General features: G+C 41.3%; 23 protein-coding genes and 3 pseudogenes. 18 read left to right on the forward strand and 8 right to left on the reverse strand.

Annotation, left to right across the window (positions count from 1 at the left end; all coding sequences use genetic code 11):
* Positions 1-296 precede the first annotated feature (296 nt).
* The 9 genes from pilM to hemE all read left to right on the forward strand — a co-directional run bounded on the left by pilM (position 297) and on the right by hemE (position 5,640).
* Positions 297-1,154 carry a type IV pilus biogenesis protein PilM gene (pilM, locus tag S3O_RS0107800; RefSeq protein WP_029463728.1) on the forward strand — a complete coding sequence of 286 codons (858 nt, stop codon included), beginning with the start codon at positions 297-299 and terminating at the stop codon, positions 1,152-1,154.
* A gap of 32 nt (positions 1,155-1,186) precedes the next feature.
* Positions 1,187-1,417 carry a hypothetical protein gene (locus tag S3O_RS0107805; RefSeq protein WP_010598531.1) on the forward strand — a complete coding sequence of 77 codons (231 nt, stop codon included), beginning with the start codon at positions 1,187-1,189 and terminating at the stop codon, positions 1,415-1,417.
* A 127-nt stretch (positions 1,418-1,544) separates the two neighbouring features.
* Positions 1,545-1,769, forward strand: a complete 225-nt coding sequence (locus S3O_RS17445) for a hypothetical protein (protein WP_029463729.1) — start codon at positions 1,545-1,547, stop codon at positions 1,767-1,769.
* Positions 1,770-1,890: 121 nt separating this feature from the next.
* Positions 1,891-2,217: a pilus assembly protein PilP gene (locus tag S3O_RS12210; protein ID WP_156792829.1), complete on the forward strand. Its 327-nt coding sequence runs from the start codon at positions 1,891-1,893 to the stop codon at positions 2,215-2,217.
* A 61-nt stretch (positions 2,218-2,278) separates the two neighbouring features.
* Entirely contained in the window at positions 2,279-3,370 is a 1,092-nt protein-coding gene (locus tag S3O_RS14370) for a secretin and TonB N-terminal domain-containing protein (RefSeq protein ID WP_192805922.1), read from the forward strand.
* The gene (locus S3O_RS19805) at positions 3,342-3,608 is read left to right on the forward strand and encodes a type IV pilus secretin PilQ (RefSeq protein WP_010598535.1); all 267 of its coding nucleotides are present in this window, start codon (positions 3,342-3,344) and stop codon (positions 3,606-3,608) included. The genes S3O_RS14370 and S3O_RS19805 overlap by 29 nt, the downstream gene beginning before the upstream one ends.
* Positions 3,609-3,638: 30 nt before the next feature.
* Entirely contained in the window at positions 3,639-3,953 is a 315-nt protein-coding gene (locus S3O_RS0107820) for an FUSC family protein (protein ID WP_029463730.1), read from the forward strand.
* Entirely contained in the window at positions 3,919-4,560 is a 642-nt protein-coding gene (locus S3O_RS0107825) for a hypothetical protein (RefSeq protein ID WP_156792830.1), read from the forward strand. The genes S3O_RS0107820 and S3O_RS0107825 overlap by 35 nt, the downstream gene beginning before the upstream one ends.
* A 3-nt stretch (positions 4,561-4,563) precedes the next feature.
* Positions 4,564-5,640, forward strand: coding sequence for a uroporphyrinogen decarboxylase (gene hemE / locus S3O_RS0107830; RefSeq protein ID WP_010598536.1), 1,077 nt, complete (start codon positions 4,564-4,566; stop codon positions 5,638-5,640).
* Positions 5,641-5,761: 121 nt separating this feature from the next.
* On the opposite strand, the gene S3O_RS19810 is transcribed toward hemE, so the two are convergent.
* The 6 genes from S3O_RS19810 to S3O_RS20700 all read right to left on the reverse strand — a co-directional run bounded on the left by S3O_RS19810 (position 5,762) and on the right by S3O_RS20700 (position 9,175).
* Entirely contained in the window at positions 5,762-6,013 is a 252-nt protein-coding gene (locus S3O_RS19810; protein ID WP_083827720.1) for an aminopeptidase N C-terminal domain-containing protein, read from the reverse strand.
* Positions 5,965-6,390 (reverse strand): aminopeptidase N C-terminal domain-containing protein, encoded by a 426-nt coding sequence (locus tag S3O_RS18185; RefSeq protein ID WP_202798023.1) that lies wholly within the window; start codon positions 6,388-6,390, stop codon positions 5,965-5,967. The genes S3O_RS19810 and S3O_RS18185 overlap by 49 nt, the downstream gene beginning before the upstream one ends.
* Positions 6,344-6,742, reverse strand: coding sequence for an aminopeptidase N C-terminal domain-containing protein (locus S3O_RS18190; protein ID WP_010598538.1), 399 nt, complete (start codon positions 6,740-6,742; stop codon positions 6,344-6,346). The genes S3O_RS18185 and S3O_RS18190 overlap by 47 nt, the downstream gene beginning before the upstream one ends.
* Positions 6,723-8,342, reverse strand: a complete 1,620-nt coding sequence (gene pepN / locus S3O_RS18195; protein ID WP_010598539.1) for an aminopeptidase N — start codon at positions 8,340-8,342, stop codon at positions 6,723-6,725. Before pepN ends, S3O_RS18190 begins: the two co-directional genes overlap by 20 nt.
* Positions 8,343-8,447: 105 nt before the next feature.
* Complete coding sequence (locus S3O_RS0107840; RefSeq protein WP_029463732.1) at positions 8,448-8,969, reverse strand: EamA family transporter; 522 nt, start codon at positions 8,967-8,969, stop codon at positions 8,448-8,450.
* Positions 8,966-9,175, reverse strand: coding sequence for an EamA family transporter (locus S3O_RS20700; RefSeq protein ID WP_029463733.1), 210 nt, complete (start codon positions 9,173-9,175; stop codon positions 8,966-8,968). Before S3O_RS20700 ends, S3O_RS0107840 begins: the two co-directional genes overlap by 4 nt.
* 169 nt (positions 9,176-9,344) lie before the next feature.
* Here S3O_RS20700 and dapB point away from each other — a divergent pair.
* The 9 genes and pseudogenes from dapB to S3O_RS0107890 all read left to right on the forward strand — a co-directional run bounded on the left by dapB (position 9,345) and on the right by S3O_RS0107890 (position 18,199).
* Positions 9,345-10,020: pseudogene (gene dapB, locus S3O_RS20500) on the forward strand (4-hydroxy-tetrahydrodipicolinate reductase).
* A gap of 1 nt (position 10,021) precedes the next feature.
* Positions 10,022-10,666 carry a 16S rRNA (guanine(527)-N(7))-methyltransferase RsmG gene (gene rsmG, locus S3O_RS0107855; RefSeq protein WP_010598543.1) on the forward strand — a complete coding sequence of 215 codons (645 nt, stop codon included), beginning with the start codon at positions 10,022-10,024 and terminating at the stop codon, positions 10,664-10,666.
* Positions 10,667-10,948: 282 nt separating this feature from the next.
* Complete coding sequence (locus tag S3O_RS0107860) at positions 10,949-11,539, forward strand: hypothetical protein (protein WP_192805923.1); 591 nt, start codon at positions 10,949-10,951, stop codon at positions 11,537-11,539.
* Between the two features lie 49 nt (positions 11,540-11,588).
* Positions 11,589-11,945 (forward strand): hypothetical protein, encoded by a 357-nt coding sequence (locus S3O_RS0107865; protein WP_010598545.1) that lies wholly within the window; start codon positions 11,589-11,591, stop codon positions 11,943-11,945.
* 352 nt (positions 11,946-12,297) lie between these two features.
* Positions 12,298-12,744 carry a pilin gene (locus S3O_RS20175; protein ID WP_010598546.1) on the forward strand — a complete coding sequence of 149 codons (447 nt, stop codon included), beginning with the start codon at positions 12,298-12,300 and terminating at the stop codon, positions 12,742-12,744.
* Positions 12,745-12,838: 94 nt separating this feature from the next.
* A pseudogene (gene ileS / locus S3O_RS14385) lies at positions 12,839-15,688 on the forward strand (isoleucine--tRNA ligase).
* A 39-nt stretch (positions 15,689-15,727) separates the two neighbouring features.
* Positions 15,728-16,225 carry a signal peptidase II gene (gene lspA, locus S3O_RS0107880; RefSeq protein ID WP_010598548.1) on the forward strand — a complete coding sequence of 166 codons (498 nt, stop codon included), beginning with the start codon at positions 15,728-15,730 and terminating at the stop codon, positions 16,223-16,225.
* A 147-nt stretch (positions 16,226-16,372) separates the two neighbouring features.
* The gene (locus S3O_RS0107885) at positions 16,373-17,776 is read left to right on the forward strand and encodes an amino acid permease (protein ID WP_010598549.1); all 1,404 of its coding nucleotides are present in this window, start codon (positions 16,373-16,375) and stop codon (positions 17,774-17,776) included.
* Positions 17,777-18,199 (forward strand): lytic transglycosylase domain-containing protein, encoded by a 423-nt coding sequence (locus tag S3O_RS0107890; protein ID WP_010598550.1) that lies wholly within the window; start codon positions 17,777-17,779, stop codon positions 18,197-18,199.
* A gap of 541 nt (positions 18,200-18,740) precedes the next feature.
* Here S3O_RS0107890 and S3O_RS18995 read toward each other — a convergent pair.
* Both S3O_RS18995 and S3O_RS20505 read right to left on the reverse strand, forming a co-directional pair.
* Positions 18,741-18,920 carry a hypothetical protein gene (locus tag S3O_RS18995; protein WP_235776219.1) on the reverse strand — a complete coding sequence of 60 codons (180 nt, stop codon included), beginning with the start codon at positions 18,918-18,920 and terminating at the stop codon, positions 18,741-18,743.
* A gap of 74 nt (positions 18,921-18,994) precedes the next feature.
* A pseudogene (locus S3O_RS20505) lies at positions 18,995-19,075 on the reverse strand (hypothetical protein); the annotation flags it as partial.
* Between the last annotated feature and the right edge of the window lie 301 nt (positions 19,076-19,376).

The raw sequence follows: 19,376 nt of genomic DNA on the forward strand, positions 1-19,376 counted from the left end.
GAGCATCCATCATATCGTATCTGTTCACCAATGTCTCAACGAAGACAAGTGTGGCATGCGTTTTGCTAAAAAAATAACCGAATACGATAAATATTATGTATTTGGTAATTGACAAGCTTATCTTTTGGCGCATAATTAGATCATAAGATAAATTGATAATTATATCCTCATTAAAGTAACAAAAAATCCGTTAGACAATGTGTTTTACATGAATCATCAGGGTAGGCAAGTGATCCCTCCCTCAACGGGGGTTGTGGGTTTAGATATTGGAAGTCAGTCGCTCAAAGCGGCTGTACTTGAAAAAAAGAAGCTTTTTTTATCTAAAACAGAGCCACCTTTCTATTTTATCCGCCGATACCCTAACTCCGGCGCAACGCGCCGATGCGATTAAAAAATTGTTATATGAAGCAGATATTGCGACCACACAATGTGTGACCGCTCTTTCGGACGTTGTAGTAAATAGCCGCTGGTTGCGTTTCGACCCGTCTGTTGCTCAAGATTTAGACACAGCGATTCAATGGATCATTGAAGAGCAGGCACCGCGCTTGCTCGATACGCTTTATTTTGATTATCAAGTCTTTACGGGTGAACCAACCGACTCGCATGACGCTTACTTAGATGTTTTATTAGTTTTATGTCGTAAAGAATATTTAGATCGTCATTTAGAGGTACTTGCCCAGGCTAACTTAACACCACTGTTTATCGAGGTAAATTCTCATGCGCTCGAACGTGCGTATACCACGTTTTACCCACATGAATCGATTAATCAGGTATTGGTAATTGAACTTGGGACGAGTCAAATGACTTTTTTGTTTACGATGGAAAATCAACGTAGCCATAGTTATAGCGAAACAGTTGAGGATCAAATCGATTTAGGCGCCCAGCTACAAAAAATTCAGAGTATTGTGAATGGATTATTAGTGTGTTACACACATTTGTGCTGGACAAAAATTTTGTTGTTGGGTACAAACCACACGCTTATTGCCTGTTTGCAAGAGAAATTAAGTAAACATTATTCATTTGTTGTTGAGGTGATTACGTCCAGTCCTTATTTGTTCTTTGATTCAGGGCCACCCAATCAAAGCAGTGAAAGAGAATTTTTTTCCAGCCTCTTCCTCAGTTTGGGGTTAGCATTGAGGGGATTATTGATCTGAATAGCCCAGTTTATTCTGGAGAAATCAAAATCATGAAAAAAATGAATCTTTTACCTTGGCGGCGCGCACAACGTAAACAAAAACAACGTAAGGCACTCTTCTTATTTTTTATGGTGATGTTAGGTTATTTATGTACGCTCATCTTTTTTGATAAATTACTCGACATCCATGTGAAAAAAATGGCGATCTATCGTGATCAAGAGGCAATAAAATGGATTTACTTACAATCAGCACTTCCTTTATCATTAATATACCGTCAATAGCGTGATGGATCGATATCGAAGAATACTAGATAATTTTTTCTTATGGTACGAATCAAAATACTACCATAAAATATTTGTATTTTTTTCTTCTTTTTTATTAATTTTCTTATTAAATAATTTTCTTTTTTTGAAAAAAAATTTTCTAAAAAAAGAGAAGATTAATCAGGATTATTTAGTCATCCAGCGCGCATTACGACCTTTTTATTTGCCGGTCTGCGCTACTTCCTCTTGTCGATCCACCTTGACAATCCCTTTATTTGATTCACAACAATTTATTGTGAATACGATGTTATTTGGATCGGAACACCGTTTTTTTTATGGCCATTTATCAGCAATCCCTTTGATTTTTTAGTCAATCCTTCTTTGTATGGATTAAGTGCTTACTCCATTTGTTATTTTTTTTTTACAATTCAAAAAATTTACGCTACTCTAAATTATCTTTAAAAATTAATTGGAATTTTTTTTATCCAATTATGTTCTTAGGCCAGAGTAAAGATCAGGCTTCCCTTTTACTTGCGCACATTCAACCGCTTCATTTTTTACAACTTAAATCTTCTGAAAAGGATCGAAATATCATTTTTGAGGAGGTATCGGTTTCTCAATTAAAATTTGTGGGTTTATTTTTAGAGACGCAATCAAAAAAATGTTGGGCAATTATTCAAAAAGCCAATGAACAGATTCGTAAAGTTGAGATAGGTGATACCTTAGGTTTTGAGCATTATGTAGTGATAGCGATTGAATTAAAGAAAATCATTGTGCAATCAAGGGATATGAAAGAAACCATACAATTATTATTATAAAAAAGGATGGCGAATGGATTACCGTAAACAGCATTTTGTATATCAGGTAGCAGGTTTTCTGATGAGTATCATTTCTTTGTCTAGTACGCCTGCATTAACGTTACCTTTATCAGAAAAAGTTATTTCTGTTAAACAGGCCAATAAATCAATCTCATTAAATTTAAAAGAAGTGAACATTCGTGATGCGTTGCAGTTATTGGCGGAGTGGAGTGGCTTTAATCTGATTATCGATGAAAAAATACAAGGTAAATTAAGTATTCGTTTAAATAATGTTCCTTGGGAAGAAGCGTTAGCATTGATTTTAAAACCCCAAAATCTTGTTAAAGAGCCTATCGATCGTGGCTGGTTTATTTTGTCCAGAGAGTCGGAATTAAAGCGTAAAGAAGTTTCCCGTGTGCTCGAAGCAAAGCAGATGGAATTGAGCGAACTGTCTACTAAACTGATTCCTGTCTATTACTGTAAAGCGGCGGATGTCGCCGAGTTATTAATGACAAAGAAAAATGGCTTCTTTTCCCCTCGAGGAAGCTTAAGTATCGATAAGCGGCATAATTGTTTATGGATTCAAGATACTCCGTCTGCACTACAGAAGATAGAGGCTGCAGTGCGTACTTTAGATAAACCAATTAAACAAGTTTCGATTGAAGCGCGTATTGTGAGTTTAGATAAAGATAAAGGTCGTGAGTTAGGTGCTCGGTTACGGTTTAAACCCGTTGTTGTCCCCGTTGTTAATTCGAGTTTCACACCTAAAAATAGCAAATTGAGCTCGCTTAATATGGATCTTCCTTTGATGGGCTCAACGAATCTTTTGGATGGAGCCAATTCAACCCAGTTTCGTTTAGGACGGTTGGGTGCAAATATTTTTCTCGATCTTGAATTAACTGCCTTGGAGAATGAGGGTGGTGCGCAAGTGATTTCGGCGCCCCATTTAACTGTGGAAGATCAGCAAACCGCACTGATTGAAACGGGAGCAAGTATTCCTTATCAAGAAAAAACGTCGAGTGGTGCGACGAATGTGAATTTTAAAAAAGCAGTGTTATCGTTAAAAGTGATTCCGCGGATTATGCCGGATCAACACTTATTCTTAGAGCTAGAAGTCAATCAAGATCAACCGACGTGTGTTGGATATGCCAGCGATTCATACCCGGCGCATTAAAACAAAAGTTTTTATTAATAATGGCGAAACGATCGTGTTAGGCGGTATTTATGAAAATTTTCATAGTCAATCGGTTGAACGTGTTCCTTTTTTAGGCTCATTACCTGTTCTCGGTCATTTTTTTAGTAATCGTAAATCTGTGGATAAACGTAACGAACTGCTTATTTTTGTGACCCCTACGATTTTGAACGAAACTGGCCATTCATCGCGTGAATTGGCTCCCGCTCCTAAGCCGTGACTTTCGTTTTTTATCGGGTATGTTTACAAGATGCTTGCTTCTTTATCACAGCGGATTAAGTTAAATCCGAATCGTCTTATTCATAGCCTAAAAACGGCCATTGCCTTTTTACTGGGTCTTTTCATTGCACGGTGGTTACATTTTCCACTCCAAGGTCAGTGGGTGTTGATCAGTATTTTGGTGGTGATGTGTGCGCAGTCGCGCGTGGGTGCGTTACTGCAAAAATCCTATATGCGTCTTTTAGGAACACTGATCGGCGCGATCATTGCGGGGTTAACCCTTTGGTTAGCGTACTGGGCCGTTAGGAGCGGTGACGGCGTTGTTAAGCCGTTTCTTAGAAATTAGCTTAGGCATTGCGATCGCACTGCTTGTTTCTCGCTTTATTTGGCCGCTGCATTCACGGACCCAGCTTCGCTGGTTGATACGGGGTACGCTCCGTGATTTACAAGTTTTGGCTAAACAATTGGGTCAGGTTCCTATTCAGGAGTTAAGTAAACAATATGATCCTTATGAAGAAAGCATTATTAATGATTTTGCGCGCCAGAAGCAGTTGACAGGAGAAGTCAATCGCGAGACCTTTGGTCGAGTGAAAATAACCAAACGTTTTCAAAGTATTTTGCGTCGTGAACGTGAGGCGCTTCGTTACCTGAATTTAATGAAAAACGTATGGGTACATGCTTCGGACCGAGCACGTGAACGACTCACCCAGCAAACCGATTTGTTAGCTATTTATCAGCGTATCGACTCATTATTTAATGCGATGATCGCGCACTTGAGTGATAATGCCGATCCCCGCTCTTTTTCGGTGGTGAGCATGCCTTTGATTTTAGAGAAAAGCCAGGTGTTTACCCAAAATAGTGACGATCAATTTTATGTTGACTTATTTCGATTTGCCGCTAATCATCTACTGACTCATTTAGAAAAACTTTATCTACTTATCAATAAGATTTAAACTATGTTGACTACCTCCCCGCACCGTTTTCTTCGTGCTTTGTTGCGCCAACCTGTCGATAGAACACCGATTTGGATTATGCGCCAAGCGGGACGTTATCTTCCCGAGTATCGCGCGGTTCGCGAACAAGCAGGCGATTTTTTAACGCTCTGTAAAACCCCAGAGTTAGCATGCGAAGTGACGTTACAGCCTCTTCGCCGTTTTAAACTCGATGCAGCGATTGTTTTTTCTGATATTTTGACGATTCCTGATGCGATGGGGTTAGGGCTCCATTTTGTTGAAGGAGAGGGCCCGCAATTTGAACGACCCGTTCAAACGCGTAAAGCGATTGCTGCCTTAAAAATACCGGATCCCCATCAAGAATTGCGTTATGTTTGCGAGGCCGTTGCACTATGTCGTCGTAAGCTTAATAATCAGGTACCGTTGATTGGTTTTGCCGGCAGCCCTTGGACGTTAGCGTGTTATATGGTGGAGGGAAAAAGTAGTCGTGAATTTAGAACAATTAAAACGTGGTTATATCAAGATCCCGAGGCGGTCCATCAACTGCTCAATCGTTTAACAGAGGCGACGATCCTTTATCTCAATGCCCAAATTGCAGCGGGTGCACAAGCGATTATGTTATTTGATACATGGGGTGGTTTGTTGACGCCACATACCTATCAAACCTTTTCTTTAGCGTATATGCAACGTATTTTAGATGGACTGACGTTATCGACTGCGCAAACCAAAGTACCGACCATTTTATTTACAAAAGGTGGAGGGGGTTGGTTAGAAAATATTGCGCAATCGGGTTGTGATGCGGTGGGCATAGACTGGACGATTGATTTAGGCCAAGCACGTCAACGTATCGGTCATCAGGTGAGTTTACAGGGAAATATGGACCCAGCGGTTCTTTATGGTTCAGCCACCGAGATACGCCAAGAGGTCGCGACGTTACTCAACGCCTATGGTTCAGGAACCGGACATATTTTTAATTTAGGTCATGGCGTGACTCAATACACCGATCCAGAAAAGGTTCAGGTCTTGGTTGATGCTGTTCAAGAATTAAGTTTACCTTTTCACGCGATGTGTAATGATTAAAATATAAGCCTGATTTCTTATCTGCAAAGTGATATACGGCTTTTCCTTGTCATTATCTATATTTAGAAGCCCTAACCAACTCAAGAACGGGGTAGGGCTTCAGAATCAAATGTATTGTTATTTAACAGACTAAAGTCTTACTTACCAACTCATACACATCCGTAGAAAGGCTGGTGGTATGAAGTAGCGTTTCGAGTTGTTGTTTCATTAACTCTCGACGTGTTTCATCAAAGCGTCGCCAACGTGTGAACGGTTTGACAAAGCGAGCGGCCAATTGCGGATTGAGCTGGTCAAGTCGTAAGATTTGTTCGGTTAAAAAATGTATTATCCGTTTCCCGAAACTTGGTGAAATTGCACTAAATTTTTTGTACAAAAAGTACCAAGTAAGGCGCTGACTTTATTTGGATTTTTCCAATCAAACGCCGGATGTTGGCAAAGCAAACGAACTCGCTCTAGCACTCCAGGTTGTGGGCTTCCCGCTTGCACGGCGAACCATTTACAGATAATTAAGCTCTGATCACGTGCACGGTTAAGAAAAGACGTCAAACAGTCCTCATATCCAGGCACTTGATGATGCACCAGTGCAGTGAGTGCGGCCAGGCGATCGGTTAGGTTGTCTGCCTGTTGATATTGTTTAAAACAGAGTGCAGCGATGTTGGGATCATTCAGTAACATCAGATAACTTAAGACACTATTTTTTAGGCTACGTTGAGCATACAGTGTTGTCGTAAAATTGATAGGGTTGCACATTCGTTTGCGTGGCTTGATAAAACGCGTAAAACAAAGGCTGTAACGTGTGCGCAATCTGTGAACGTAATCCATGACGTGCGTGATCAAGGCCATTGATATCAATCTGTTTTTGTTGGTCTACGAAATAACTGACACTGGGTAGACGCAATAATTCAGCAAGTAGAGCGGGATCTTGTTCGGCTAAAGTGGGGAAGAGCGATTGATAAGCGGTCAAAAATAAATCCACGGCGTTTGCATCGTGCTGTGTGGGTGCGTTTGCTTGATTTAAAACAATGCGAGTGATGAAATGCTGTGCCGCTTCCCAACGATTAAAGCCATCATTTCTTTTTCTATTAAAAAGCGAGAACTTCATCTGAATAATCAATTTTTATTTTAACCGGTGCTGAAAAATGACGAAGTAATGAAGGAATGACCGGTTCAGAGACTTGTAAAAAACGGAAGCGTTGTCTTTTTTGGTTGAGGACAAGGATGCATTCTTTTTCCGAGGAATGATGAGGCTCATCTGCTTGGTAGAGAGGGAGCGATTGCCCCGTTTTCGTTAACAAAGCGAAACGGATCGGAATGGTTAAAGGTTGTTTTTCGGTTTGTCCCGGTGTTGGGGGACAAGTTTGTTCTAAAGTTAACTCAAAACTATTTTGGTTTGGATCGTAATGATACTGAGCCGTCAGTTGTGGTGTCCCGGCTTGCGTGTACCAGCGTTGAAATTGACTTAAATCCTGTATGCTCACTGTGTCAATGCTGTGGATTAATGCTTCAATGGTGACGGCCTGTCCATCATAAGTTTGGAAATAGTGATCCATCGCTTGACGAAAGGAGTCGGGTCCCACGAGAAGCTTCATCATGCGAATCAGTTCTGCTCCTTTTTCATAGAGTGTGGTCGTATAAAAGTTATTGATTTCGATATACGAATCCGGTTGTACGGGATGAGCGAGCGGGCCGGCATCTTCCGCAAACTGAATCGTTCTCAGTAAATTAACGGTGCGAATCCGTTCAACGACCGGTGAACCCAATGTTTCGCTAAATTCTTGTTCACGAAATACCGTTAAACCTTCTTTTAAGCTTAATTGAAACCAATCCCGACAGGTAATTCGATTGCCTGTCCAATTGTGAAAGTACTCATGGCCCACCACTTGAGTAATGTAATGGTAATCATCATCTGTTGCGACGTCCGGATCTGCTAAAATAGTTTGCGCATTAAAAATATTCAGTCCTTTATTCTCCATCGCCCCCATATTGAAATCATCAATCGCGACGATCATGAAGGTCGCTAAATCGTATTCGCGGCCATAAGCCTGCTCATCCCAGCGCATGGCTTGTTTCAAGGATTGCATTGCATGTTGACATTGTGCGGACTGTCCTGGAGCGGTAAAAATTTGTAATAAAACTGGCTGGCCGGACTGGGTGGTGAAGGTATCCTCTATCGAGGCCAAATCACCGGCGACTAAGGCAAATAAATAACTCGGTTTTTTGAAAGGATCGTTCCAAGTGACTTGATGGGTGTGTTCATCGATGTCAAAAGAAGCGACTGGATTACCATTGGAAAGTAACACTGGGTAGGCTTTTTTATTCGCTACAATCGTCGTAGTGTACGTAGCCAATACGTCAGGACGATCAATAAAATAAGTAATGCGACGGAAACCTTCCGCTTTACATTGGGTACAAAAAATGTGATCGGGAACCGAAGATACGATTAATTGGTGATCTGTTTTTTTATATTCTGTGTCGGCTAAAAGACGATCATTTAATTTGATTGTCAGCAAGGTTAATTGTTCGCCATTTAACGATAACGGTGCATCGATGGTGTGGGAGTGTGGATTACGCCTCACTGTGCAGCGTGTAACGACTTCGGTCGCTTGTGGGTCTAACGTAAAGTGTAAGTCAACGGTTTCAATCAAGAATTCAGGGGGGGTATAGTCACGTAGCAAAGTTGGAGTGTGTGTTGAGTTGATCATTGGGTTGTGTCGGTGTGTTGTTTGAATAAATAAAATAAACTGGGTAAGAAAAGACTCAAGAGTAAAATTGATCCACCATAGTATATTTCTTTCGATAACGGTTCGTTATTCAGGGCAAGACCGAATGTACTCGCAAAAACCGGCTCTAGGGCATAGATTTTGTAAATAGTAAGCAAGACTGGTGGCAAAGATCGCACAAAATAAAATTCCCGTTAGTGCCGCAGGTTGTAGAGCGGCGGAGAACGTAGGATGTTGTAATCCCAACATAACATACGGCAGGGTGAATAAAATCTGGTAAAAAGTGAATAAGGGGTAATGGGTGATCGTTTGGTTTAAGCGTTGTAAAAAGAGAATTTGCAAGGCGAAACTGAGGGAAGTGAGAATGATCCATAAATCACCGGAGGTAAGTGACTGTTGGCCGGGACTCGTTAAAATATAAAGCCCTAAAAAACCGAGGCCTGCACAGATAAAATCCAGACGCGTCGGCCAAGTTAAGCAAAATAAGGGACTGAGTAACGGCACCCAAATCACACTGGCTCCGGTAATAAACGCGGCACGGGCGGAAGATACGGTTTGAAGGCCGATGGTTTGGCTTAAATAAGCGACTGCATTAAAAAAGCCAATCAATAATCCCCCCCAAAGGAGCGCAGGGGTAGTTTTTTTAAAAAATGACTACTAAAAGGAAGTAGAACCAGCGCGGCAAGCATAAAACGCAAAAAGACAAAGGTGACGGCATCCACTTCGTGCAATGCATTTCGAATTAACGGAAAGGTCACCCCCCACATCAATGTGGCAAGTAGCAAATAAAGGTTTGCTTTGCTCGATAATTTCATGGATCTGAGTATAGTCTTCTCCTTAATTTCTCACAATGGTTGCTATATTATTTTGTTTGCCAGACAAGCCAGTTGGCTTTCTGCAAGCGGCACGTTAAACTGCTTCACTTAGCTAAACAAAAAATCAATCATTAACATTGATAAAAATTATTCTGCAAGCGAGGTAAGTGTGGCAATTCGAGTATTGGTAAATGGTGCAGGCGGCCGGATGGGGAGTACCACCGTGAAAGCAATTCAGCAGGCCCAAGATCTACTCTTAGTACAAGAGACCCATCATACGGATGATTTAAAAAAAGCAATTCAATCGTCGAAGGCCGATGTCGTTGTTGATTTTACGAATTCAGAAGTGGTGTTTGCCAATACCAAAAAATTATTGCCGCCGGAGCGCGGCCGGTGATTGGGACAAGTGGTTTAACTCCGGTACAAATAAAAAATTTGCAACAACTTTGTAGCAAAAAGCAATTAGGTGGCTTAATTGTCCCGAATTTTTGTATTTCCGCTTTATTGATGATGCGCTTTGCAGCGCAGGCAGCGCATTATTTTTCAGAAATTGAAATTATTGAAACGCACCACGATAAAAAATTGGATGCTCCTTCCGGAACTGCGCTGAAAACAGCGGAAATGATTGCCGAAGCACGCGCGAAAAAACCGACCAAAAAGAAAATCTACGTTTGCCCGGTTTCTTAGCCAAGCAAGAGGTAATTCTTGGTCATTTAGGGGGTCGACTGACCATCTGTCATGAAACGATTGATCGCGAAGCGTTTATGCCCGGTGTGCTCTTGGCATGTCGCGAGGTAATGCAGCAGAATCAGTTGCTGTATGGTTTAGAGCATTTACTGAAATAATATGTGTTTCGCAGCTAAATTATCGACGCGGCTTGCGCATTATCTGCAGCAAAATGCTTGGATATTGTCGGTAGAACAAGTTCAGCAGTTGATTGATTACGTACTCCTGCTCGAAAAATGGAATCGTATTCATAACTTGACCAGTGTTCGTGATCCAGAGCAGATGTTGACGAAGCATCTGCTCGATAGTTTAGCGATTGCTGAGTTTGTGCAAGGCACCCAGGTGTTGGATGTGGGCAGTGGTGGCGGATTACCCGGCATTCCACTGGCGATCCGGCAACCACAAAATCAATTTACTTTACTCGATAGTAATGGTAAAAAAACACGTTTTTTGACGCAAGTTTGTCAACAACTTGCGTTGCCGAACGTTCATGTTGTTCAATCGAGAGTAGAGCACTTTCAACCAAAAGGAGTGTTTAATACCATTGTCACGCGCGCGTTGACATCTTTGACTTCACCAAAGGCTTTTGTCGAAACACTTCAACCGCTCTTACAGCAAGACGGTGTTTTTTTGTTAATGAAAGGCCAACCCCCACAAGACGAAATCGCACAGATTGATAAACCTTGTTTTTCAGTGGCGATTCATCCTTTATTTATTCATGGCCTTGAGGCGACACGCCATTTATTAATTATTAAAAAAAACTAATAAATTAATAATTATTTTTAATCAAGATTCCTATATAAGATAATACCGCCTGCTTAGCCGTACATTATTTTAATAAAGGATATTATTTATGGGTAAAAAGGAAGTGCTGTTCCCAGGCAGTTCGTGAACAAGTTTCCCTTCATATCTGCAGGGCTCAGTGCTTTTTTCTGTGTATTACCTGCTTATCTTATGGCCATAACGGATTTACCTGAACACCCAGTTTCAGAGAGTGAAAAAGTCCTATAAAGTGTTGCTGTCGTTATTTTGATACTTGTCAATTTTGTGGGTTCAAAAAAATTAATTGAAGCCATCTTAAAGCAAATTTATTCTCAAGATCGTTGCCGAGTGGAATTCATGCAGCAGACACAGCGAGGTAATCTTTTTTGGGCGCTTCCTGAGAATGAAAAAACAACGCAAAAATTGACCGAGCTACTTCTTTTACCGCCGAAGCAGCACAGTACATTACAAAAAATGATTCGTTATCCCATTCAAACTGGATTGGTTCTTGTGGCTTCAACACAGTTTGCCGCATTTGTGCTGCTTAGCTACTTTGGAACAAAAGAGTTTGTGACAAACCACTGGACTTTTTCAGAGTCAGCCAGTACGTTTGCTGGAAGTCTTGCCGGCATCGGTAATGCGATTCCGAGTGCGGGATTTCTTTATATGGTGATCACCTTACTTTCATCGATGTTGTTAGACGATACATGGGGTTTACCTTCGGCCTCCAGTGGCCGCGGCACTTTTTTTAACTTATTTTCAGGGTTTGCCGCGACTCAGGGGATGAAACTCACTTTAGATTATTTGCAGGTTGAAGGTGCCGTGGTGCCCATGTTGCAGACGATTGCAAATGCCAGCAGTGATTCTTTTTTCTAGACGTTTATCCGATCGTTCTAAATGATTATCTTCAGCAGAAATCCAAATTTTGCAGCAAAGTTATGTGAAGTTATTAGAACAATCCGCAGGACACAGTAGACTCGATCCTACAATATATTTTTTGAGAAAAGAGCTGCTTGATTTGTTGAGTTCAGCACTCAAACGCGAGGATATAACAGAAGAAATGAAAGAAAGCATCAATTCATTAAAAAATAAGCAAAATAAGATTGAATGCAAATCAAGACAGGATAATACTGCTGCGCAAAATTTAGTTAGGTATCGACAATTTGGATTGTTGGTACAGGCAACTTCTTCAGAGGACCAATTAGTACAGCGAGAAAAGACAACGGATGATGCAGCCAATTGTCAATTGAATAGAGAGTTAGTATCTTTTTCCAGACGTTAAAAAGAACATTCTAAATCTTTTTTCTCAATGATATAAAAAGATAAACCATTGTTGTCTTGCTAGCGGTTGCGCACGTTATGAACGCAACGTAAGTTAGACCCAAGCCGTGGCAGAAAATCCTTTCTGTTTGAAGAATGGACCTCCAAAATAGACAAGGAGCATATAGTGAGGGTAGTGAAGCGTCATTACCCTATGGTTTAAGTGAGACGACCTTGTTAAACTAAGCGCAAGGTGGAATAGTTTGCTGAATATTAGTGTATTATTCTAAAGATAAAAGTGGTGTTACACCACATATATTATCAAGTAACAAAACGCATTTGCGGTAAAAAATAGCAAAGAGGCTGGAAATAGAATGAAATTTGGCAGAAAAAATCAACGTGGATTGACCTTACTTGAATTGATGATTGTCATCGCCATCGTCGGTATCTTAGCTTCGATGGCGATTCCGGGCTATCAACATTATAGTAATCGTGCAAAATTTACTGAATTGCTCCAGGCCGTCGCCCCCTATAAACTGGCCGTGACCACTTGTGCGCATGAACAAGGAAATCTTGAAGTGTGCGATAAGCCTGGTGAAAATGGCTTGCCGGCTAATTTTAAAGCCGAGAATCCTAATAAAGGTTATGTTGCAAGCATTGAATTGGGTAAAAATGGACAAATTATCGCGACATCACAACGGATTCGGGTGAATAAACTCGATCAATTCACTTACATTCTCACTCCGCGTATGGCGGCTGATGGTTTACATTGGGAGATTGACGGTACTTGCCTCGATCATGGTTTGTGTAAAAAGAATTAGCTTTTTTTAACAACTTACCAATTTGAAACGCGTAGGTTCGGCGGATGGTTGAGTTTTGTTACAATCCGTTGACCGGTATGTAGAGTGATTTATCATGACTGACTATAAAAATACTTTAAATTTACCGCAGACTCTTTTCCCTATGAAAGCGAATCTCGCTCAGGTTGAGCCAGAGCTTCTTAAGCATTGGGAACGTATCCAGCTTTATACACGTCTACGTGAGAAAAATCGTGGGAAAACGCAATATATTCTCCACGATGGCCCGCCGTATGCGAATGGAGACATTCACATTGGTCATGCGGTGAATAAAATTTTAAAAGATATCATCGTTAAAGCGAAAAGTCTGAGTGGTTTCGATGCGCCTTTTATTCCAGGATGGGATTGTCATGGGCTACCGATCGAACTGAATATTGAAAAAAAATACGGGCCAGTCGGTCATAAATTATCGCCTCAGGCCTTTCGTCAAGCATGCCGTGAGTACGCACAAAAACAAGTCACGATTCAGAGTACGGCTTTCCAAAGACTGGGGGTCTTAGCAGACTGGACACATCCTTATTTAACAATGGACTTTAAGTTTGAAGCCAATATTATTCGTGCTTTGGGTAAGATATTGCAAAAAGGACATCTGCAACAAGGTTTTAAACCGGTGCATTGGTGTGTTAACTGTCGTTCGGCGTTGGCAGAAGCCGAAGTTGAGTATCGTGACAAAACGTCCTTGGCCATCGATGTTCGCTTTCCGGTGGTCGATAGCGCAGAGATTTGGCAGCGACTTAACTTGACTCCACGGACAATCCCAATTTCTATCCCCATTTGGACAACGACGCCTTGGAGCTTACCGGCGAATCAAGCGGTCGCCCTGAATGCAACGGTTGAATATGTATTATTGCAAACAAAGCGTGAAGGTTTAATTCTTGCGAAGGAGTTATTAGAGAATTGTGCCCAACGTTATGGATTGACGGATTATCAGTGTTTGAGTTCGTTTCCGGGTCAGTCACTCGAAGGTGTTTTACTGCAACATCCCTTTTATGCGCGGCAAGTGCCAGTGATTCTCGGCGATCATGTGACGACTGAAACAGGTACCGGTGCGGTCCATACTGCGCCCGCGCACGGCGTAGAAGACTATTTGGTGGCCCAACACTATCAGTTACCGTTTTACGCCGGATACCCCGCTTTTTGCGGGCCAATCCGTTTTTAAAGTCAATGACAGTCTCCTGCAAGTGTTAAGTGAACAGGGTCATCTCTTAGCACAAGCCGCCATTCAACATAGCTATCCGCATTGTTGGCGGCACAAAATCCCACTCATTTTTCGGGCCACCGGCACAAAATCCCACTCATTTTTTCGGGCCACCCCACAGTGGTTTATCAATTTACAGCAACAAGGGTTGCGTGCAGAAAGTTTGACTGCGGTTAAGGCGGTTAAGTGGATTCCAGAGTGGGGACAAGCGCGTATCAAATCGATGCTGGAGAATCGGCCAGATTGGTGTATTTCGCGACAACGGACATGGGGTGTCCCGATTCCTTTATTTATCCACCGTTATTCCAATGAACTGCATCCTAACAGCGCGGAACTTTTAGAAAAAGTGGCTCTGCAAGTTGAAGAGCAGGGCATCGATGCGTGGTATGCATTAGAGCCAGAAACCCTGTTAGGTGCCGAGGCGCAGGATTATCAAAAGCTCACTGACTGTTTAGATGTTTGGTTTGATTCTGGCGTCACGCATGATGCATTACTCAAAACCAATCCAGCACTGGCTTGGCCCGCCGACTTATATTTAGAAGGTTCCGATCAACACCGTGGTTGGTTTCAATCTTCATTGCTGACTTCGGTCGCGATGTATCATCAAGCGCCCTATCGAACGGTCTTAACGCATGGTTTTACTGTCGATGAGCAGGGTCGAAAAATGTCAAAATCCCTCGGCAACGTGGTGGCACCGGATAAAGTAATTAAAACCTTAGGTGCGGATGTTTTAAGATTATGGGTGGCTTCGACCGATTACCGTAAAGAAATCACTGTTTCGGATGAAATTCTTAAGCGTACAGCTGAAGCCTATCGTCGCATTCGGAATACACTCCGTTTTTTATTAGCGAATTTACATGATTTTGATCCGATAACGGATAGTGTGGCGCCCGATCAGCGTTTATCGTTGGATAATTGGATTTTAGCGCATGCACATCACTTGCAAAAAGAAACTCATCACCGCTTACGATGAGTATCAATTTCTATACGATCTATCAAAAACTCCATAACTTTTGTATTAATGAACTCGGTGGATTTTATCTGGATATTATTAAGGACCGGCAATACACGCTACAGAAAGCGAGTATCGCACGACGGTCAGCGCAAACCGCGTTATATCATGTCGCACAGGCGATGGTCCGTTGGATAGCACCGATCTTAAGTTTTACCGCTGAAACTCTCTGGCAACATTTGCCCGGACCACGTGAAGACAGCGTCTTATTAACAGAGTGGTATGCGTTGCCGTTGAGTACGCATGACCCATTAACTGCGATTTACCTTGAAGAAAATGGTTTGATTTATTGGGAAAGTCTTCGTCTTGTCCGTAATGAAGTCAATAAAGTGATCGAAAAACAGCGGATGAGTGGTCAATTGGGTTCTTCACTTGAAGCGGAGGTCCGATTGTATCTTATGCCCGAGACGCCTTTGGCGCGCGCATTAAGCGCGATACAATCCGAGTTAAAATTTGTGTTGATTACGTCAGATGCTTCACTTGAACTTGGAAACATTCCGGAATCAATCCCGACGGTGACCGTAGAACAGCAAACATTGGGCATAGAAGTGACGTCAACGCTTGGTCATAAAGAAAAATGTGCACGTTGTTGGCATCGCTGTGCCGACATCGGCCAAAATTCAGAACATCCCACACTTTGTCAGCGCTGTGTTCTGAATCTTCCACACGGGCCGGGGGAAGTACGACATTATGCGTAAACTTCCTTTTTCTCACTTTTTTAATTAACTATTATTATCATGAAAACTCAACCGAAACATCAGCTTCACTGGCTTTGGCTCAGTGCATTGGTTTTAATCCTCGATTATCTTAGCAAACACTGGATCAGTCATACGTTGGCAGGGGCCAGTGGTATGCAGGTAGCGTCCTGTTTAAATTTCATTTTAACGCATAATACGGGCGCGGCGTTTAGTTTTTTAGGTGGTGCCGGGGGCTGGCAGCGTTGGTTTTTGATTTTTGTTAGCTTGGGAGTCAGTATTTATCTTATTTTCCAGTTATATAAAGGTGGAATTCATCGTGGTATTGCTTTGGCGATGGCGTTGATTATTGGGGGAGCCTTAGGCAATCTGTATGATCGTCTCGTTTTGGGCTCAGTGATTGATTTTATCGATTTTTATTTAGGCCACTGGCATTTTGCAACCTTTAACTTAGCCGATAGCGCGATTTCTTTGGGCGCTGTCCTTTGGATCATTATTAGCTATCGTTTTGATAAGAAGTCATCTAGGCAGCGCTGGTAAGTGCTTTCCTGACAGAATATGGATGTGTTTGAATTCTAGACAAGCAACCGCTATAGTCAGCAGGTGTTCTTTTGCTTGATTCTGCCTGGGTCAATGCGTGGATACCGTCCCAATAATTAGCGTTAACAAAAAATAGAACAGTCCCCTATGCAAACGGCTTACTCTAAAAAACCACTTGGTTTTTTTAGTCTGGTTATGATCAATGTGATGGCCGTGGATAGCTTGCGATCATTACCGATTGCCGCGCAATTTGGTTTAGCCGTCCCCTTTTTTTATACGGTTGTTGCACTCTTCTTTTTTATTCCTTCAGCGTTGATTACTGCCGAAATGGCGACAACATTCCCAAATACAGGTGGGGTCTATATTTGGGTACGCAATGCATTTGGCCCACGTTGGGGTTGGTTTACGATTTGGTTACAATGGATTTATAACGTCGTTTGGTATCCAACGATGCTGGCTTTTATTTTAGCCGCATTAACCTACTTGATTGACCCGCACTTAATTCAGAATAAGACCTTTGTTTTAAGTTTGATGTTAATGTTATGGTGGCTGGTGACAGGGATGAGTTGCTTAGGAATTCGTGCTTCGAGTCGGGTTAGTACGTTTGGCGCGTTAGTTGGCACGCTGATCCCGATGTTATTTATCATTGGGTTTGCGGCTTATAGTGTATTGCATACTCAAACCTGCGCGTTAACTTTTTCAAAAGCGGCCTTCTTTCCTTCCTTGCGAGACTCACATCACCTTGCATTTTTGACTACGGTGGTGTTTGGCTTAATGGGCTTAGAAATGTCGGCAGTTCATGCGGGGGATGTCCAGCAACCACAAAAAAATTATCCACGTGCGTTATTTTGTTCCGTACCGATTATTTTAGGCACCTTAATGTTAGGCGCATTAGCTATCGCCTCCATTGTGCCGTCTGGCCAATTAAATATTTTATCGGGTCTGATTGCAGGATATGCATTATTTCTCAATCATTATCATCTTGATTTTTTAATGCCAATATTAATTATATGTATTGTTTTAGGGAGTTTATGTAGTGTATCAACCTGGGTGATGGGGCCGACTCGTGGTTTATTGATTGCCAGTGCGGAAAGTCAACTTCCTTATTTAAAATGGTTATTAAAGCAGAATCGCTTTGATGCGCCGGTTAACGTGCTTCTTTTTCAAGGCGTGTTAGTTTCACTCTTAACCGGGTTGCTTCTCTTGGTTCCTTCGGTAAAAGAAGCGTATTGGTTATTGAGTGTGATGACCGCACAATTAGCTTTATTATTTTATATTCTTTTATTTTTAACGGCATTTCGTTTACGTGGTCAATATCCAACCCGCGCCCCGGGTGCGTATCGCCTACCTGGAGGAAAAGTAGGAATGGGTTTGGTGACGTTACTCGGTTTAACCACGTGCCTGACGACGTTTATTTTGGGTTTTCTGGCCCCAGAAGTTACAGAGTCTGTACGTTGGAGGGGATGGTTAATCTTTGGTGTCGTAGTGTTGTGTTTCATTCCGTACGCGGTGATGTATTTTTGTCCTCAACAAATTCAAAGAAGAGAATAAATGAGCGCGCTGATTATTCATGATGTTCCGATTGAATGCATTAATCGCGCGGCTTTAATGTACCAGGTTCCCGCTCGCTTAATATTGGCTGTGTTAGCCATAGAAGGTGGACGAAGGGGAAGTGCCATTCAAAATAAAAATGGCAGTGTAGATTATGGACCGATGCAAATTAATTCGTGTTGGTTACCTATGTTACAGACTTATGGCTATACGCAACAACAAATTCAATATGATCCGTGTATCAATGTTCAGGTCGGTACTTGGATTTTAAGTAAAAACATTGCTCAAGCGGCCACGTTATGGCGAGGAGTGGGGAATTATAATTCCAAAAAACCGAATTTAAATAGACGATATCAAAATAAAGTGGCTGAAGTGGATCGTTTGTTGCAATCGTATCTATCGAGTTCGCCAACCGCTTCTTAGTGTTTGGAAGTTTTTTGCCTAGCGAATGATTGATCATCGGTCGCTAGGTTATCAATAAGAGTTTGAATTTTTTCGCTTTTTGTGGTGAATCAGGACAATAGAATATAAAATATCGATTTTTTCCTATTTGAGCCGATTTTCCGCCTATTTTTGATTGAGTAGCTTTAATTTTTTCAGGCGGTTTATTTTGGTCTAATTGAGATATTAAAAAAGTATCTTGATGCATTACTTGTAGACAAAAAATCTTTCTTTTTCATTGGTATCTAATTTATAAATAGTGTTTCATTCATAAACCAATGGATGATGTATTCTTTATGAAAGTTGACCTATATTTTACAGATAACTAGTTAGGCGTAATCGCTTGAGTGAAGAGACATGACCGCTATAATTTAAGGGTATCTTTAAATAAGATTGATAGTTAAAAGAGAAATCAGGAAAGTTTGAGTGGCTAGTCAATAAACTCTCTTTTTTTATAGTGTTGAGATAGCACACTTTGAGCAACGACTCCTGTTACCGCTCGTGCAAACAGATCATTCGCTTTTTATTGTGAGGTTAAGTTCGGATAAAATAAGGATGTAATGTTATCGAATTCAGTATAAAACTGTTGTTCAGGGGTAGGATCGATTCGTAAAGATTCAAAGGTAGAGTGAATAATAGTAAGTATCTGTGTAAAGAAAGCGTGGGCGGGATAAGCAGAACAAAATAGTTTGTACCAATGCAAACGCTTTTCTCCTCAATATAGGCTTGAGTATCAATAGTGAGTAAAAAACCAGAGGAACAATCAACGTTATTTGGTAATGATTGCTTCGGGATAACCCCTATATCAAAATAAAAGCCAGGCTCTTTATTTAATATAGCGAAGCGTGCGATATCACTGGCCGACCAGTAGCCCCTTTTCTGAGCTTGTGATTAAAATTGTGTAAATGCTTATTATTAACTAAGCTGATGTATTGGAAAAAGCACAAGCGATACATGATTGGATAACGGCTATAAATTGATTTGCTATTGAGTGTGATGGTAGATTTTCCTAACCCAGTATTTACACAAAATGATTTACAACCTCAATATTTTTCTCATTCATTTAATGACATGTTTTTCACTGAGTTTATCAGTTTAAAATTGATGATAAAATTAGCTTTAATCATTGTTTACTGAGATCAGATATTTTTTCTATTAA

Origin of the sequence: Rickettsiella massiliensis 20B (genome assembly GCF_000257395.1) — a bacterium.
Taxonomy (GTDB): Bacteria; Pseudomonadota; Gammaproteobacteria; order Diplorickettsiales; family Diplorickettsiaceae; genus Diplorickettsia; species Diplorickettsia massiliensis.

What these genes read in the sequence shown, in the direction of transcription:
- S3O_RS0107805 (WP_010598531.1), top strand. Translation starts at nt 1,187, where the DNA reads ATGAAAAAAATGAATCTTTTACCTTGGCGGCGCGCACAACGTAAACAA.
- S3O_RS12210 (WP_156792829.1), top strand. Translation starts at nt 1,891, where the DNA reads ATGTTCTTAGGCCAGAGTAAAGATCAGGCTTCCCTTTTACTTGCGCAC.
- S3O_RS14370 (WP_192805922.1), top strand. Translation starts at nt 2,279, where the DNA reads ATGAGTATCATTTCTTTGTCTAGTACGCCTGCATTAACGTTACCTTTA.
- S3O_RS19805 (WP_010598535.1), top strand. Translation starts at nt 3,342, where the DNA reads ATGCCAGCGATTCATACCCGGCGCATTAAAACAAAAGTTTTTATTAAT.
- S3O_RS0107820 (WP_029463730.1), top strand. Translation starts at nt 3,639, where the DNA reads ATGCTTGCTTCTTTATCACAGCGGATTAAGTTAAATCCGAATCGTCTT.
- hemE (WP_010598536.1), top strand. Translation starts at nt 4,564, where the DNA reads ATGTTGACTACCTCCCCGCACCGTTTTCTTCGTGCTTTGTTGCGCCAA.
- S3O_RS18185 (WP_202798023.1), bottom strand. Translation starts at nt 6,390, where the DNA reads ATGTGCAACCCTATCAATTTTACGACAACACTGTATGCTCAACGTAGC.
- S3O_RS18190 (WP_010598538.1), bottom strand. Translation starts at nt 6,742, where the DNA reads ATGAAGTTCTCGCTTTTTAATAGAAAAAGAAATGATGGCTTTAATCGT.
- pepN (WP_010598539.1), bottom strand. Translation starts at nt 8,342, where the DNA reads ATGATCAACTCAACACACACTCCAACTTTGCTACGTGACTATACCCCC.
- S3O_RS20700 (WP_029463733.1), bottom strand. Translation starts at nt 9,175, where the DNA reads ATGAAATTATCGAGCAAAGCAAACCTTTATTTGCTACTTGCCACATTG.
- rsmG (WP_010598543.1), top strand. Translation starts at nt 10,022, where the DNA reads ATGTGTTTCGCAGCTAAATTATCGACGCGGCTTGCGCATTATCTGCAG.
- S3O_RS20175 (WP_010598546.1), top strand. Translation starts at nt 12,298, where the DNA reads ATGAAATTTGGCAGAAAAAATCAACGTGGATTGACCTTACTTGAATTG.
- lspA (WP_010598548.1), top strand. Translation starts at nt 15,728, where the DNA reads ATGAAAACTCAACCGAAACATCAGCTTCACTGGCTTTGGCTCAGTGCA.
- S3O_RS0107885 (WP_010598549.1), top strand. Translation starts at nt 16,373, where the DNA reads ATGCAAACGGCTTACTCTAAAAAACCACTTGGTTTTTTTAGTCTGGTT.
- S3O_RS0107890 (WP_010598550.1), top strand. Translation starts at nt 17,777, where the DNA reads ATGAGCGCGCTGATTATTCATGATGTTCCGATTGAATGCATTAATCGC.